At 66.0% G+C, this 13,471-nt stretch carries 14 protein-coding genes; 10 read left to right on the top strand and 4 right to left on the bottom strand.

Annotated features, from left to right (window positions below):
* Positions 1 to 107 precede the first annotated feature (107 nt).
* Together U5782_RS10575 and U5782_RS10570 are read left to right on the top strand one after the other, a co-directional pair.
* A complete protein-coding gene (locus tag U5782_RS10575) occupies positions 108 to 806 on the top strand; it encodes a dienelactone hydrolase family protein (RefSeq protein ID WP_322043758.1) in 699 nt (232 codons plus the stop codon).
* Between the two features lie 117 nt (positions 807 to 923).
* Positions 924 to 2,438, top strand: coding sequence for an amidase (locus U5782_RS10570; RefSeq protein WP_322043757.1), 1,515 nt, complete (start codon positions 924 to 926; stop codon positions 2,436 to 2,438).
* A gap of 48 nt (positions 2,439 to 2,486) precedes the next feature.
* On the opposite strand, the gene U5782_RS10565 is transcribed toward U5782_RS10570, so the two are convergent.
* The 3 genes from U5782_RS10565 to U5782_RS10555 form a co-directional block, all read right to left on the bottom strand.
* Positions 2,487 to 2,798 (bottom strand): high-potential iron-sulfur protein, encoded by a 312-nt coding sequence (locus tag U5782_RS10565; protein ID WP_103702669.1) that lies wholly within the window; start codon positions 2,796 to 2,798, stop codon positions 2,487 to 2,489.
* A gap of 200 nt (positions 2,799 to 2,998) precedes the next feature.
* Positions 2,999 to 4,105, bottom strand: coding sequence for an NAD(P)/FAD-dependent oxidoreductase (locus tag U5782_RS10560; RefSeq protein WP_322043756.1), 1,107 nt, complete (start codon positions 4,103 to 4,105; stop codon positions 2,999 to 3,001).
* Between the two features lie 258 nt (positions 4,106 to 4,363).
* Positions 4,364 to 4,606: a DUF4148 domain-containing protein gene (locus U5782_RS10555; protein WP_322043755.1), complete on the bottom strand. Its 243-nt coding sequence runs from the start codon at positions 4,604 to 4,606 to the stop codon at positions 4,364 to 4,366.
* Positions 4,607 to 5,226: 620 nt separating this feature from the next.
* On the opposite strand from U5782_RS10555, the gene U5782_RS10550 reads away from it, so the two are divergent.
* The 4 genes from U5782_RS10550 to U5782_RS10535 all read left to right on the top strand — a co-directional run bounded on the left by U5782_RS10550 (position 5,227) and on the right by U5782_RS10535 (position 8,726).
* On the top strand, positions 5,227 to 5,679 hold the full coding sequence (locus tag U5782_RS10550; protein WP_322043965.1) for a hypothetical protein: 453 nt from the start codon (positions 5,227 to 5,229) through the stop codon (positions 5,677 to 5,679).
* 64 nt (positions 5,680 to 5,743) lie between these two features.
* Complete coding sequence (locus U5782_RS10545) at positions 5,744 to 6,547, top strand: endonuclease/exonuclease/phosphatase family protein (RefSeq protein WP_415914295.1); 804 nt, start codon at positions 5,744 to 5,746, stop codon at positions 6,545 to 6,547.
* 151 nt (positions 6,548 to 6,698) lie between these two features.
* Positions 6,699 to 7,352, top strand: coding sequence for a LysE family translocator (locus U5782_RS10540; RefSeq protein WP_322043754.1), 654 nt, complete (start codon positions 6,699 to 6,701; stop codon positions 7,350 to 7,352).
* A 603-nt stretch (positions 7,353 to 7,955) separates the two neighbouring features.
* The gene (locus tag U5782_RS10535) at positions 7,956 to 8,726 is read left to right on the top strand and encodes a ferredoxin--NADP reductase (protein ID WP_322043753.1); all 771 of its coding nucleotides are present in this window, start codon (positions 7,956 to 7,958) and stop codon (positions 8,724 to 8,726) included.
* Between the two features lie 15 nt (positions 8,727 to 8,741).
* On the opposite strand, the gene U5782_RS10530 is transcribed toward U5782_RS10535, so the two are convergent.
* On the bottom strand, positions 8,742 to 8,912 hold the full coding sequence (locus U5782_RS10530; RefSeq protein ID WP_322043752.1) for a hypothetical protein: 171 nt from the start codon (positions 8,910 to 8,912) through the stop codon (positions 8,742 to 8,744).
* 250 nt (positions 8,913 to 9,162) lie between these two features.
* Here U5782_RS10530 and U5782_RS10525 point away from each other — a divergent pair, with 250 nt between their 5' ends.
* The 4 genes from U5782_RS10525 (at position 9,163) to U5782_RS10510 (ending at position 13,470) form a co-directional block, all read left to right on the top strand.
* Positions 9,163 to 10,158, top strand: a complete 996-nt coding sequence (locus tag U5782_RS10525; RefSeq protein WP_322043751.1) for a sensor histidine kinase — start codon at positions 9,163 to 9,165, stop codon at positions 10,156 to 10,158.
* Positions 10,155 to 10,811, top strand: a complete 657-nt coding sequence (gene rqpR, locus U5782_RS10520; RefSeq protein ID WP_322043750.1) for a response regulator transcription factor RqpR — start codon at positions 10,155 to 10,157, stop codon at positions 10,809 to 10,811. Before U5782_RS10525 ends, rqpR begins: the two co-directional genes overlap by 4 nt.
* 345 nt (positions 10,812 to 11,156) lie before the next feature.
* On the top strand, positions 11,157 to 12,560 hold the full coding sequence (locus U5782_RS10515; protein WP_322043749.1) for an amino acid permease: 1,404 nt from the start codon (positions 11,157 to 11,159) through the stop codon (positions 12,558 to 12,560).
* 394 nt (positions 12,561 to 12,954) lie between these two features.
* Positions 12,955 to 13,470 (top strand): (2Fe-2S)-binding protein, encoded by a 516-nt coding sequence (locus U5782_RS10510; RefSeq protein ID WP_322043748.1) that lies wholly within the window; start codon positions 12,955 to 12,957, stop codon positions 13,468 to 13,470.
* Position 13,471 lies beyond the last annotated feature (1 nt).

Here is a 13,471-nt window from a genome sequence, read left to right as displayed (position 1 = left end):
AACGCGAAAGCGGAGGTGAGAACCCGTCGCTGCAAGCTGACACCGGCCTATGGCAAACTGGCTCCCCGTTTTGGCAGTAACCCCCATTCGCGAAGAAGGAGAGCAACGTGAGCGTAACGACCAAGTGGATCGACATTCCCGCCGGCAAGGACAGCTTCGGCGCCTATCTCGCCCTGCCCAAGGGCGGCAAGGGCCCGGGCATCGTCATCCTGCAGGAGATCTTCGGCGTGAACGGTCATATCCGTGACGTCGTCGAGCAGTACGCACTGGATGGCTATGTGGCGATCGCCCCGGACATCTTCTGGCGCAGCGCGCCGCGCGTCGAACTGGAATACACGGGCGCCGACCGCGACCGCGGCATCGAGCTGATGAAACAACTCGACTTCAACAACGTGATCGCCGACATCGGCGCCACCGCCGACACGCTGCGCAAGCTGCCCGAGTGCACGGGCACGGTTGCCGCGATCGGCTATTGCCTGGGCGGACGTCTCGCCTATATGGCGGCGGGCAGCGGCTCGGTCGATGTGGCCGTGTCGTACTACGGCGGCGGCATCCACACGCAGCTCGATCTGGCCGACAAGATCAAGCAGCCGATCCTGTTCCACTACGGCGAGCTCGATCACGGCATTCCGCTCGACGCGGTCGGGCAGGTGAAGGAGCGCTTCGCGGGCCGCGACAACGCCGAAGTGCACATCTACCCGGGCGCCGATCACGGCTTCAACTGCTCGGTGCGCGCGTCGTACAACCAGAACGCGTCGGCGCTCGCGCATGGCCGCACGCTCGCGTTCCTCGCCGAGCATCTGTAAATAGCGGCGCGCGTGCACAACGCGTGAGCCTCCGAAAAACGGCCATTGCGGCAGAATCGCTGCAATGGCCGTTTTTTTCGTCTGTCGATTTCCCCACGCCTACAAGGAGTGCGCGACTTGCAGTCCGACTATCTGGATTACGACGCCATCGGCCTCGCCGACCTCGTGCAGCGCCGCGAGGTGAGCGCGCGCGAGTTGCTCGACGATGCGATCGCGCGCGCCGAGGCCACGAATCCCGCGATCAACGCGGTCGTGCTCAAGGACTACGACGTGGCGCGCAAGCGCGCGCTGCGGATCGAGGCGGGCGGCGACGGCTTCGAAGCGCTCGCGCAGGGCCCGCTCGCGGGCGTGCCATTTCTGGTCAAGGATCTGGGCGCGGCGGTCGCGGGTCTGCGCATGACGCTCGGCAGCCGCCACTATCGTCATTACGTGCCCACGGTCGATGCGCCGATCGTCGAGCGCTTTCGCGCCGCGGGCCTCAACATCTTCGGCAAGACCAGCGCGCCTGAACTCGGCCAGATGCCCTACACGGAGCCGGAGCTGTTCGGCGCGTGCCGCAATCCGTGGAGTCTCGATCACACACCGGGCGGCTCCAGCGGCGGCGCGGGAGCGGCGGTCGCGGCCGGCATCGTGCCGATCGCCCATGCGTCGGACGGCGGCGGCTCGATCCGCATTCCCGCGTCGTGCTGCGGGCTGTTCGGCCTGAAGCCCTCGCGCGGCAGACAACCGCCCTCGAACCTGCCGCCCCCGCCGGGCGCGCTTGGCGTCGATCTCGCCGTGTCGCGCAGCGTGCGCGACAGCGCGCTCATGCTCGACCTGCTCGCGGGCGACCCAGCGCTGGCGCCTGGTGCGCCGGGCACCTGGCTCGCGGCAGCGCGCGAACCGCTCGACGGCGGCAAGCCGCTCGCGATCGCCTATATCGCAGAACCCTTGTTCGCCGATGTCCTCTCGCCCGACGTGCGCAGCGCGCTCGACGACGCCGCCGCGTTGCTCACGTCGCTGGGCCACAACGTGGAGCCGGTGAAACTCGGCATCGATTTTTCGGCGGCGCGCGAGGCGTTCCTGATGCTGTGGTCGGTCGTCGCCGAGCAATACGTGCTCAACGCCGACACCATCACCGGCACGAAGCCGCGCCGCCAGGACTTCGAGATTTCGACCTGGGCGATGGCGCATATCGGCCGCAAATTCGGCGAGCGCGAGTTGCCTGCGGCACTGGAAGTGCAGCAGCGCATCACGGCCCAACTCGCCGATCTGATGACGCGTTTCGATGTGATCCTGTGCGCGACGCTCGCGGGGCCGCCGGTGAAGATCGGCGAATTGAAGCCAACGCAATCGGAGCGCATGCAGATGCGCGCCGTCACGGCGATGCCGGTGGAAGCGCTGATGAGAAAACTGCTGACGGAAGCCTCGAACAAGGCGTTCGCGTGGGCGGGCTGCACGGAGCTATTCAGTCTGACCGGACAGCCGGCGATGTCGGTGCCGCTTGCGTGGAATGCGCGCGGTCTGCCGATTGGCGTGCAGTTCGCGGCGCGCGAGGGCAACGATGCCTTGCTGCTGCGCCTCGCCGCGCAACTCGAAGCGGCGCGCCCGTGGTTCGCGCGACGTCCGCCTCTGTTGATGGCGCGGGTGTGAAGCCTTTCTTAAGACCTGAAACCGGCGCGCCGCGACAACGATAAAGGCTTAAGCCTTCTTGTTATACGCGCTGCACCAGCCCTTGCCTGCGACCTGCTTGCCGCCGAACATCGGGCACGGTGCGAAGGCGTCGGTGGCCTTGCCCTGATAGAAGGTGCAGTTGCTGCAATCCTGGCCAGCGGCGTACTTCGCGAACTTGGCCTTGTCGACCTTGGTGGCGTCGAGCTTGTAGCCGAGCGCCTGCGAGGTGGGATCGGATTCGGCAGCCTTCGGCGCGTCGGCGAAAGCCTGGCGCGACAGCGCAACGGTCGTGGCGACGCCAAGGCTCGTGATCAGAAAGCTGCGGCGGGACGATTTCATGGGACGTACTCCAGTATTGTGGGGCACACCGTTCTGACGACGGCGTGGCGTGAAGGATAGCAACGCAGCCACGGCAAGTGCGCCCGAAATTCCGGAGATAAGCGCAGCGCATCTTGCGGACGATGCGCTTTGATCAGGAGAAAATGGGGTCTGCCACGGCAAGCGCGGCTAATCGACGCAAGGACGCACCCCGGCAAGACCTAAGCGCGCCCCGACACCTCGCACACGCGCTGCGCGATCGCCAGCGACGCCGTGAGTCCCGGCGACTCGATCCCAAAGAGATTCACGAGCCCGCGCACGCCATGCGCGGCGCTGCCCTGGATGACGAAATCGGCGGCGGGCTCGCCCGGGCCCGAGAGCTTCGGCCGGATGCCCGCGTAGGCTGGTTGCAGCGCGCCATCGGGCAGGCCTGGCCAGTAGCTGCGAATCTGCGCGTAAAAGGTTTCGGCGCGACGCGGATCGACGTCGTAGTCGATCGACTTGATCCACTCCACGTCGGGACCGAAGCGCGCCTGACCGCCCAGGTCGAGCGTGAGATGCACGCCTAGCCCCGCTTCGTTCGGCATCGGATAAATGAGCCGCGAGAACGGCACGCGCCCCGACACACTGAAGTAATTGCCGCGCGCGAGATAGAGCGGCGGGATGTGACGCGGATCGAGCCCGCGGATGCGTTTGGCGAGTTGCGTGGCGTGCAGGCCCGCGCTGTTGATGAGGCAGGCCGCGCGGATTTCGGTGGGCGCGTCGCCACCCGTGCGGATCAGGAAGCCGTTGGGCGTTGCGTCGATCGTGTCGACGGGCGACTTGAGCGCAATCACCGCGCCATCGCGTTCGGCGTCGCCTTGCAGGGCGAGCATCAACTGATGACTATCGACAATGCCCGTTTGCGGCGAGTACACCGCCGCCACGCATTCGAGCGCCGGCTCGAGTGACAGCGCTTCCGTCGCGCTGATGCGGGTCAGGTCGAACACGCCGTTTTCCTTGCCGCGCGCCAGGATCGCCTCCAGTTGCGCGACCTGGGCGGGCGCCGTCGCCACGAGCAGCTTGCCGCAACGCGCGTGCGCCACGTTGCGCGACGCGCAGTAGTCGTAGAGCATCTCGCGCCCGCGCACGCACAGCGTCGCCTTGAGCGAGCCGCGCGGATAGTACAGGCCCGCGTGAATCACCTCGCTATTGCGCGAACTGGTGCTGGTGCCGATGGCATCGGCGGCCTCCAGCACGATCACTTCGCGACCACGCGCCGCCAGCGCGCGCGCCACGGCGAGGCCAACCACACCCGCGCCGATCACTACACACTCGATCTGATCCATGTCGCTGCGCCCGCCTCCGGCGAATGCGGCGGCGCTGTCTGCACTCAGTGCGCCGTCCGCGTCTATGCGTGGGGCGCGGCGCCGTGCATCGGATCGAATCCGCTCGAATCGCCGATTTCCCTGCGAATCGAATCGACATAACGCCAGCGCCGCCTCACGAAAATTGTACGCCGTGGGCGACGCCAGGCCCGAAGCCCGTTCGTCAGCGAAGGCGTGCTGGCGAACATGCGGCGCCGGGAAGCGCGGGGAGCGAGGGGTTTAGTTCTGGGTGCGCGGCGTGGCGATCTGCACGCGCGGCACCGTGTAGCCGCCGGTGGCGAACTGTTGCGGGTAATCGGGCGCGTTCGGGTTCTGCATCTCGCCGCTGGCGCGGGCTTGGGCGAGTTCCGCCTTCACCTCGGCGCGGGTCTTGGGTGCATTGGCCGAGGCAAAAGCCGGGGCGGCGGCGAAGGCGGTAGCGGCGGCGAGAACGAGCGCGGCGATCGAAGCAGTCTTCTTCATGGCGAATCCTTTATCGGTGACTTTTCGGTGTTTTATCGGGGATAAGCACGTGCAAATCTGGCCGTTGATGCCGGCATTCGCGCGTGACAGGCGAATCGAACTGAATTCAGTGTAAACATCTACTATCGATTGATCATTCCGATAAACAGCAAGTCACCGTTGCAACGGAGACAACAATACGATCAATCCACTCATTCAAAATGCACCATCGTTGCGCATGCATCGTCAATTCAGATATGCGCTCTGGTTGAACCGCGGGCTCGGCGTCCCCATCTGCAATGGACTGTTGCGGTCCGGCATTTGCGAACCCGGTATAGGATCGAAGGTCATAAGGAACCCGCCCGCCGCTGCGAACCGACCCCGTCGCCTCGCGCGGCAAGCGTGCATGGAGCCTCTATATGACGTTGTGGAACCCGCGCTGGAACCCGCTGAAGCCTTACCTGGCAGCCGCGCTGTGCACCGCCGCCAGCCTGTTGACCGCGAGCGCTCACGCGCAAGGCACGCAAGCCGCACAAACCACGCAGGCCTCGGCGCCCAACGGATTCACGGACGCAGCCGCCAGCGCGGCGCTGGCGAAAGCGGCCTCGCAGGCAGCGCCAACGCAGCCGGCGTCATCAACGCTGCCGGCCACGCCCGGCGGCACGCCGCCCACGGTCCAATGGACGCTCCAGGTGATGCGCGACGGCCAGCAGATCGATTCGTTCGAGGGCACCACCACGGTCGGCCAGGCGCGCACCGACACGCATCACAAAGTCACCGCGCACAACGTCGGCTGCAAGGATCAGCCCGCGGGCAGCATCGACCTGCAACGCACCATCACCGTTTCCCCCCTGCAGGCGAACGCGAGCAACGCGATCCTGCAGATCGAGGCTCAGGAAACGCTCGAAAACCCCGTCGCCCCCACCACCACCGATGGCTGCAAGCTGCCGCCGCAGCCGCGCCAGGTGGGTGCGAGCCACCCGGGCCTGAACGTGCCCGCGGGGCAGTGGGTGAACTGGACCATCGTGGACAAGGACCCGACGATCGTCTACCGCGTGCACGCAGGCCTCGCGCCGCCGTCCGCGCAACCGTGATGCGCATTCGAATGCGCGCCCTGACGTTCGATCGAAACCGTCTCAAGAACCCGTCGTAACCAGCATGCGAAATTTCGAACAACCTCTGATCGACATGGACCCGGCCCACGCCCGGGACTTCGTCGCGGTGAGCTGGAACCTGCATAAGGGCCGCTCACCGCTCGGTTTTCAGGCCTGGGAGGCGATGCGCCGCTGGGTGCAATCCACTCACGCCGACGCCTGGTTTCTCCAGGAAGCGATGGCGCGGCGTCTGCCGCAGCCCTTGCTGGCCTCGACCTTCGGCGCGCCGCTCGGCGATCCGCTCGACGATGTCTGGCAGTGCCAGGCGACCGAAATCGCACACGCGCTCGATCTGCAAATTGCTCTCGGGCCGAACGTGTTCAAGCCGTCGTGGCGGCACGGCAACGCGATCCTCTCACCGCATCCGCTCGATCTGGGCGGGCGCTGGGACATCTCGGCGCATCGCTTCGAGCGGCGCGGCCTGCTGGTTGCGCGCGCAAGCGTCGCCGGGCAGTCGGTCACGCTGCTGTGCGCGCACCTCGCGCTCACGCGCAGCGCGCGCATGCGGCAGATGAGCTGGATCGCGCACTGGATCGCCAAGGAAGCGCCCGTTGGCCCGCTCGTGCTCGCGGGTGACTTCAACGACTGGCGCAACGACTCGGTGCCGCTCTTCGCGGAGCACGGCCTGCAGGAAGTGGCGACGCTGCTCGGCGAGCCGGCGCGCACCTTTCCGGCCTTCTCGCCGGCGCTTGCGCTCGACAAGATGTTCGTGCGCGGCCTCAAGCCCGTCGAGCTGATCCAGCCCGCGCAGGAAACGGCGTGGCTCTCCGATCACCTGCCCTATATGGCGCGGCTGCGGCTCGAATGAGGCGCGCGGGCGTGGTGGCCCGGGCAGCGCTGACGTACGTACGCAACGCCACGTCCGCAACATCGGCAGGACACCGATGCAATCGCGCTACTATGTCGCGTCGCGCGCCATGAATCGGTAATGGCGCGCTTTTTCTTCGCCGCCTGCCGCCATGCACCATCTCGCCACACTGCTCCAGATCGCCGTCGTCTACCTGTTCGCGCTCATCAGCCCAGGCCCCAACTTTTTCATGGTGACGCAGCTTTCGCTCGCGGGGCGGCGCGGTCTGGGGATTGCCTCGGCGTTCGGCGTCGGCGCGGGTTCCACGCTCTGGGCCGCGCTCGCCATGCTCGGCTTCGCCGCGGTGCTGCAGCAGATCGACTGGCTCTATCAGGGCGTGCGCGTCGCGGGCGCGCTCTATCTGCTGTGGTTCGGCCTCAAGCTGCTGCGCTCGGGCATGCGCAAGGAATCCGCCGATGCCAGCCCGGTGCCCGCCACGCCCGTCGCGCCGCTGCCGCCGCCCGATCGCCGCACCTGGCTGCGCACGTGGCGCGCGGGCTTTCTCACCTGCCTGACCAACCCGAAGTCCTGCGTGTTCTGGACCAGCGTGTTCGCGGCGGTGTTTCCCGCTCATCCGCCCACGTGGTTCTACGGCGCCGCGCTAGCTCTTGTCGCGTCGATGTCGTTCGGCTGGCACGCGAGCCTCGCGCTGCTGTTCGCCGATCACCGCACGCAGCGCGGCTACAAACGCCTGCGCCGCCCCATCGACGCCTTCTGCGGCACGGCGCTGATCGGTCTCGCGGCCAAGCTCGCCGCCGATCGATAACGCCAATCCAGCCGCCTCAGCCGCTTTAGCCGCGCATCCGGCGTCAAAGCGGCAAAACCCGCCGAAACAGCGGTAAAACGCCGCGCAAAGCGCGCCGAATCTACCTCGGCAGCAGGGTCTATGCTGCGGCCTGTCAGACGTTCCGGTATCATTGAAGGTGAACTATCGCCGGTGTGCGTCGATATTCGGGTATCGATCCCGTGTTGAGCGCCCACCACTTGCGGCAAGCGCGCCCCGTCCTGGCGCCGTCTTCCCGGCCAATGCCAGCGATCCCCGTCACGCCCTGCGTGCGGGTGCCAGCAAGACGCCTCGCCGCCAGGCGGGCCTCCTTCCCCTTTCGACGCGGCGGCGCCCAAGAGGCGCGCTCGCGGTAAAATGGCGGATTGCGCTTCGTGCGCCACAGCACGGCTGGCCGGCGGTCCCCGGAAACAGGCAACACCGGGTGAAAGAACGTACTGCGGACGTACTGTGGGGCGCACTGCGGCACCCCGCTGTGCAAACTGCGCGCGCCGCGCATCGTCAGAACCGCGCCCGTCATGCCTCGCATGCGCGGCCGGAAGGAACGCCCCGTTTGGCGGACCTTGTTTCGCACCTTCAGGAACCATGAGCAAATTCACCGAAGAAACCGTTCTGAGCGTCCATCACTGGACCGACACGCTTTTCAGCTTCACCTGCACGCGCGACCAGGCTCTGCGTTTTGACAACGGCCAGTTCACCATGGTCGGCCTGGAAGTGGACGGCAAGCCGCTGATGCGTGCGTACTCGCTCGCGAGCGCCAACTACGAAGAGCATCTCGAATTCCTCAGCATCAAGGTGCCGGACGGCCCCCTCACGTCGCGCCTGCAGCATCTGAAGGTCGGCGACAAGGTTCTGATCGGCAAGAAGCCGGTCGGCACGCTGGTCGCGGACAACTTGCTGCCCGGCAAGGTCCTGTGGATGCTGTCGACCGGCACGGGCCTCGCCCCGTTCATGTCGATCATCAAGGACCCGGACATTTACGACCGTTTCGACAAGATCGTCCTGACGCACACCTGCCGTTTCGTCGATGAACTCGCGTACAAGGAATTCATCACCGAAGAGCTGCGCGAACACGAATACCTCGGCGAGATCGTGCGCGAGAAGCTGGTCTACTTCCCGACCGTCACGCGCGAAGTGTTCGACAACCGCGGCCGCATCACCGAACTGATCGAAACCGGCAAGCTGTTCACCGACCTCGACCTGCCGCCGTTTACGCCCGAGCGCGACCGCATCATGCTGTGCGGCAGCACGCACATGCTGCGCGACACGGTCGAACTGCTCGAAAAGGCCGGCCTGAAGGAAGGCAGCAACAACGAGCCGGGTCACTACGTGATCGAAAAGGCATTCGTGGGCTAAGCCTTGCAGCCAGTTTCAGGCTGACGCCGCCCCCCAAAAAACCGGAGCTTCGCGCTCCGGTTTTTTTTTGCCGCTTGCGCGCCGCATGGTCGCTTGAGAATATGCGCGACGGTTACATGTTTCACGGAATTCGCGTAGGTTGCGTGTCAGCGTTTTTCCTACAAAAATTTCAGGATAAAACTTCATGCAGGCTCTGAGGGTTGTGTCGCCAAGCCTTGTCCAGACTGAATATTTTCGGTTTTTGGGATAATATCGCGGTGCAGCATCGGACCTGTAGATGTGCCTGGTGGTGTCAGTGCCAGGTTGTTACTGCATGTAAATTTCGTTACGCTGCGCCGTGCCGTGGGACCACGCCGGCTTTCGCCGCGCTGGCTTTGACGGCGTACGCAGAAGAAAAGCAGGGAACCGATTCCTTTTTGGGATTAACGGGGGATTGATGGATACGTCGACTTACGCCGCGTTCGACGCGCGTACGCCTCGCGCGGACGCGCCCGGCACGCGCGCCACGCATGCGGCCGGCGGCCTTTCCTTCCTTGCCGACGCCGAAGGCGCGCGCGCAGCGCTCGACGCCATTGCGCGCGTGCAGCGGCAGATCGTCGCGGCAGGCGCCGCACGCGTGCATGCCGACGAGGCGGCCCGCCGCCGTCTCGCGCGCGAACTGCACGACAGCGTGGGCGCTGAAATCGCGGCGACGCGCTTCGCGCTGGCCAACGTGCAAACGTGGCTGCCCGCCGACTCGCCGCCGCAATGCGAGCAAGCACTCGCACTGGTGGTGCAATCGCTCGACGCGGCCGCCGAGGCCGTGCGCCAGGTGCTCGACGGACTCCATGCGCCAGAACTCGACGAAGGCCTGACGACGGCGCTTGCGAACTGGACACGCGGCTTCGGTGCGCGCACGGGCCTCGCTGCGCGCTTCACCACCCGCTCGTCCGGCGACTGCAGCGACGACGGCCACTGCGCCGACGACGCGGCACGTCTCGCGCGCCTGCCCGCCGAGGCGGGCCTCGCGGTATTTCGCATCGCGCAGGAAGCGCTCACTAACGTCGCGCGCCACGCCCAGGCGTCGCACGTCGAGGTGCGCCTCGCCTGCACGCCGCACGAACTGGTGCTGAGCGTGATCGACGACGGCGTCGGCCTGTCGCGCGAAGCCGCACGGCGCGCCAAACGGCATGGCGCCGCGCGCGATGAAACTGCGCAGTCGTCAGAGGACGGCACCAATCGTCGCGGCGCTTATGGCATCGCCGGCATGCGCGAACGCTGCGCCGCTTTTGGCGGCACCTTGCGCGCCGCCGCCAATCCGCTTTCCAGCACAGCAACGAACGCCCCCGCGCGCGCCGGCACGACTGTCGAAGCGCGCTTCCTCTGGGACACGCTGCTCTCGCGCACGCCCGCCGACCTCACCCCGACTCACGTGAAAGGCCAACGCCTATGACCCTGCGCATCCTGCTCGTCGACGATCATGCCGTGGTGCGCCAGGGCGTGCGCCAGCTGCTGCTCGACCGCGGCATCGCCAGCGAGGTCATCGAGGCGCAGACCGGCACGGAAGCGCTAGCCGCCATCACCCGCCACGCCTGCGACGTGGCCCTGCTCGACATTTCGCTGCCCGACATGAGCGGCATCGAAGTGCTCAAGCGCGCGAAGAAGAAGGCGCCGCGCGTGCCGGTGCTGATGTTTTCGATGTATCGCGAGGATCAGTACGCCGTGCGCGCGCTCAAGGCCGGCGCATCGGGCTATCTCTCGAAGACGGTCGATGCCGCGCAAATGGCCGCGGCGATCCAGCAGGTCGCGAGCGGGCGCAAGTATGTGAGCCCGGCGATGGCCGAAGCGCTCGCCGACTACGTGCTGATCGACGGCGAGCAGTTGCCGCACGAAAAGCTCTCCGACCGCGAGTACCAGACGCTCTGCATGCTGGCCTCGGGCAAACGTCTGACCGACATCGCGGTGTCGCTCTCGCTCTCGGTGAAGACCGTGAGCGTGTATCGCACGCGCCTGCTCGAAAAGATGAAGCTCGCCAATAACGCCGAGCTGACCTTCTACGTGATGAGCAATCAGCTCATCGACCTGTCGCCGGCTCCGGCCGTCTGAGCACAGCCCTCACACCGGCACCAGCACGCCACTAAGGCGGCCTTCACGCCATAAGCCCTTGATGCGGAAATGAATTCCGCCGTTTGCGACGCGCGCGGGCAAGGATTGCGCGCGCCCAACGCGCTTTGGCGCGGAATCGACCACACTATCTGGCCGGTTTCCGGCGCAATCCGACCCGATTCGGCCAGTCCTGGCGCCGCGATCCGCTAAAATTATGGGTTTCCCCCGACATACGGCACGCGAGCCCGATCCTGTCGATCCCTGCGCTTTAGATCACCTTCGATCCGAACGTGGATCCGATAGATCGATCGCCGCCCGCGCGTTACACCTGGAGTTCCCCGCCAAATGTCCCTCTTTCGCAAGAAGAACGTCGAACACATGCTGCAGGCGAGCGCCAAGGGCGCCGGCCTGAAGAAGGCCCTCGGCGCACTGGACCTCACCTTTCTCGGCGTCGGCGCGATTATCGGCACCGGCATTTTCGTGCTGACCGGCACGGGCGCCGTGCAGGCCGGTCCGGCGCTGATGATCTCGTTCCTGATCGCCGCCGCGGCCTGCTGCTTCGCCGCGCTTTCCTACGCCGAATTCGCCTCGACCATTCCCGTGGCCGGCTCGATCTACACCTACTCGTACGCCACGCTCGGCGAAATGATCGCGTGGATCATCGGCTGGGATCTGATGCTCGAATACGGGCTCGCCAGCTCCGCCGTCTCGGTGGGCTGGTCGGGCTATCTGCAGTCGCTGCTGTCCGGCTTCGGCGTCTCGCTGCCAGCGGCGCTGACCGCCGCGCCCGGCGCCCTGCCCGGCGTGCACACGCTCTTCAACCTGCCCGCCTTCCTGGTGATGATGGGGATCACCGCGCTGCTCTCGATCGGCGTGCGCGAATCCACCCGCATCAACAACATCATGGTCGCGATCAAGGTCACGGTCGTGCTGCTGGTGATCGCCGTGGGCGCGTTCCACGTCACGCCCGCCAACTGGCATCCGTTCATGCCCAATGGCTGGAGCGGCGTGTTCGGCGCGGCGGCAGTGATGTTCTTCGCGTTCATCGGCTTCGACGCGGTCTCCTCGGCCGCCGAGGAAGTGAAGAACCCCAAGCGCGATCTGCCGGTCGGCATCATCGCCTCGCTGGTCGTGTGCGCGGTGCTGTACGTGTCCGTCGCGGCGGTGGTCACGGGCATCGTGCCGTGGCGCCAGTTCGCCAATATCGGCCACCCGGTTTCGTACGCGCTGCAGGTGGCGGGCGAGAAGTGGGTCGCGGGCTTCATCGACCTGGGCGCCGTGCTCGGCATGCTCACCGTGATTCTCGTGATGAGCTATGGCCAGACCCGCATCATCTTCGCGATGTCGCGTGACGGCCTGCTGCCCGCCAAGCTCTCGAAAGTGCATCCGCGCTACGCCACGCCGTTCTTCACGACCTGGCTCGTGGGCATCTTCTTCGGCCTGATCGGTGCGCTGGTGCCGCTGAACGTGCTCGCCGAACTGATCAACATCGGCACGCTCGCGGCGTTCTCGATGGTGTCGATCGCCGTGCTGGTGCTGCGCAAGACCCACCCGGATCTGCCGCGCGCGTTCCGCTGCCCCGGCGTGCCCGTGGTGCCGATTCTCGCGGTCGCGTCGTGCCTGTTCCTGATGCTGAACCTCGCGTGGCTTACCTGGGTTGCGTTCATCGTCTGGCTCGTGATCGGTCTGTCGATTTACTTCCTGTACTCGCGCCGTCATTCGCGTCTCGCGCATCAGCCACATAAGTAAGACGCGGCGTTTTTCGCTGCACTGCAACGGCCCGCCCGGTTTTCCGCGTGGGCCGTTTTTTATGGCGCGGCATCGCCCGACGCCGGGTAAAAGTCCGCGCAGCGCCAGGCAGAGATTTGTGCTTTACTGATCGGGCTTATCGCAATATTTCTCGCAGTACGCAAAAAGACTCCAGGCATTCCAGGCATTACTGAACAGCAACGCACCAGCCGGACCCTCGGCCTCGGGCGATGGATAGCGCGAGGCAAATGGTGGCAAGCGGGCCCAGGCCGGTCTCTACCCCATAACCTTGTATGGGACCGGAGCAACGCGCAGCGCGACTTCAGGCGACGCCCTACGGGCGTGGGGCCAGAGTAGGCGCAAAAGCGCCACCTCTGCCCGAAGGAGACAGTCCATGACGATCAGTCTCAGCCTGACGGTCAACGGCAAGCCCGTGACCGCCCAGATCGAACCCCACACGCTTCTCGTCCAGTTCCTGCGCGAACAGCAACGTCTCACCGGCACGCACGTCGGCTGCGACACCGCTCAGTGCGGCGCCTGCACCGTCCACCTGAACGGACGCGCGGTGAAGTCGTGCAACACGCTCGCCGTGCAGTGCGAAGGCATGAGCGTGACGACGATCGAAGGGCTCGCCGCTGCGCAGGGATATGCGAGCAACGGCAACGGCGCACTGCATCCGATGCAGGCGGCCTTCCGCGAGTGTCACGGCTTGCAGTGCGGGTTCTGCACGCCCGGCATGGTGATGAGCGCCACCGCGCTCGCCGCCGACAAGCCAAACCTCACCGAAGCCGACGTGCGCGCGAATCTCGACGGCAATCTGTGCCGCTGTACGGGCTATCACAACATCGTGAAGGCCGTGCTCGCGGGCGCAGAAGGCATGCAGGCGGCGCAGCCCGCCGCTGCGGCGTGAA

The organism is Paraburkholderia sp. J67 (genome assembly GCF_905220265.1).
In the GTDB taxonomy this organism is placed as follows: Bacteria; Pseudomonadota; Gammaproteobacteria; order Burkholderiales; family Burkholderiaceae; genus Paraburkholderia.
Note: the sequence above shows the minus strand (reverse complement) of the source record. Positions and strands in the feature narration are given on the sequence as shown.

What these genes read in the sequence shown, in the direction of transcription:
- U5782_RS10565 (WP_103702669.1), bottom strand. Translation starts at nt 2,798, where the DNA reads ATGAAATCGTCCCGCCGCAGCTTTCTGATCACGAGCCTTGGCGTCGCC.
- U5782_RS10560 (WP_322043756.1), bottom strand. Translation starts at nt 4,105, where the DNA reads ATGGATCAGATCGAGTGTGTAGTGATCGGCGCGGGTGTGGTTGGCCTC.
- U5782_RS10555 (WP_322043755.1), bottom strand. Translation starts at nt 4,606, where the DNA reads ATGAAGAAGACTGCTTCGATCGCCGCGCTCGTTCTCGCCGCCGCTACC.
- U5782_RS10545 (WP_415914295.1), top strand. Translation starts at nt 5,744, where the DNA reads ATGCGAAATTTCGAACAACCTCTGATCGACATGGACCCGGCCCACGCC.
- U5782_RS10540 (WP_322043754.1), top strand. Translation starts at nt 6,699, where the DNA reads ATGCACCATCTCGCCACACTGCTCCAGATCGCCGTCGTCTACCTGTTC.
- U5782_RS10535 (WP_322043753.1), top strand. Translation starts at nt 7,956, where the DNA reads ATGAGCAAATTCACCGAAGAAACCGTTCTGAGCGTCCATCACTGGACC.
- U5782_RS10530 (WP_322043752.1), bottom strand. Translation starts at nt 8,912, where the DNA reads ATGAAGTTTTATCCTGAAATTTTTGTAGGAAAAACGCTGACACGCAAC.
- U5782_RS10525 (WP_322043751.1), top strand. Translation starts at nt 9,163, where the DNA reads ATGGATACGTCGACTTACGCCGCGTTCGACGCGCGTACGCCTCGCGCG.
- rqpR (WP_322043750.1), top strand. Translation starts at nt 10,155, where the DNA reads ATGACCCTGCGCATCCTGCTCGTCGACGATCATGCCGTGGTGCGCCAG.
- U5782_RS10515 (WP_322043749.1), top strand. Translation starts at nt 11,157, where the DNA reads ATGTCCCTCTTTCGCAAGAAGAACGTCGAACACATGCTGCAGGCGAGC.
- U5782_RS10510 (WP_322043748.1), top strand. Translation starts at nt 12,955, where the DNA reads ATGACGATCAGTCTCAGCCTGACGGTCAACGGCAAGCCCGTGACCGCC.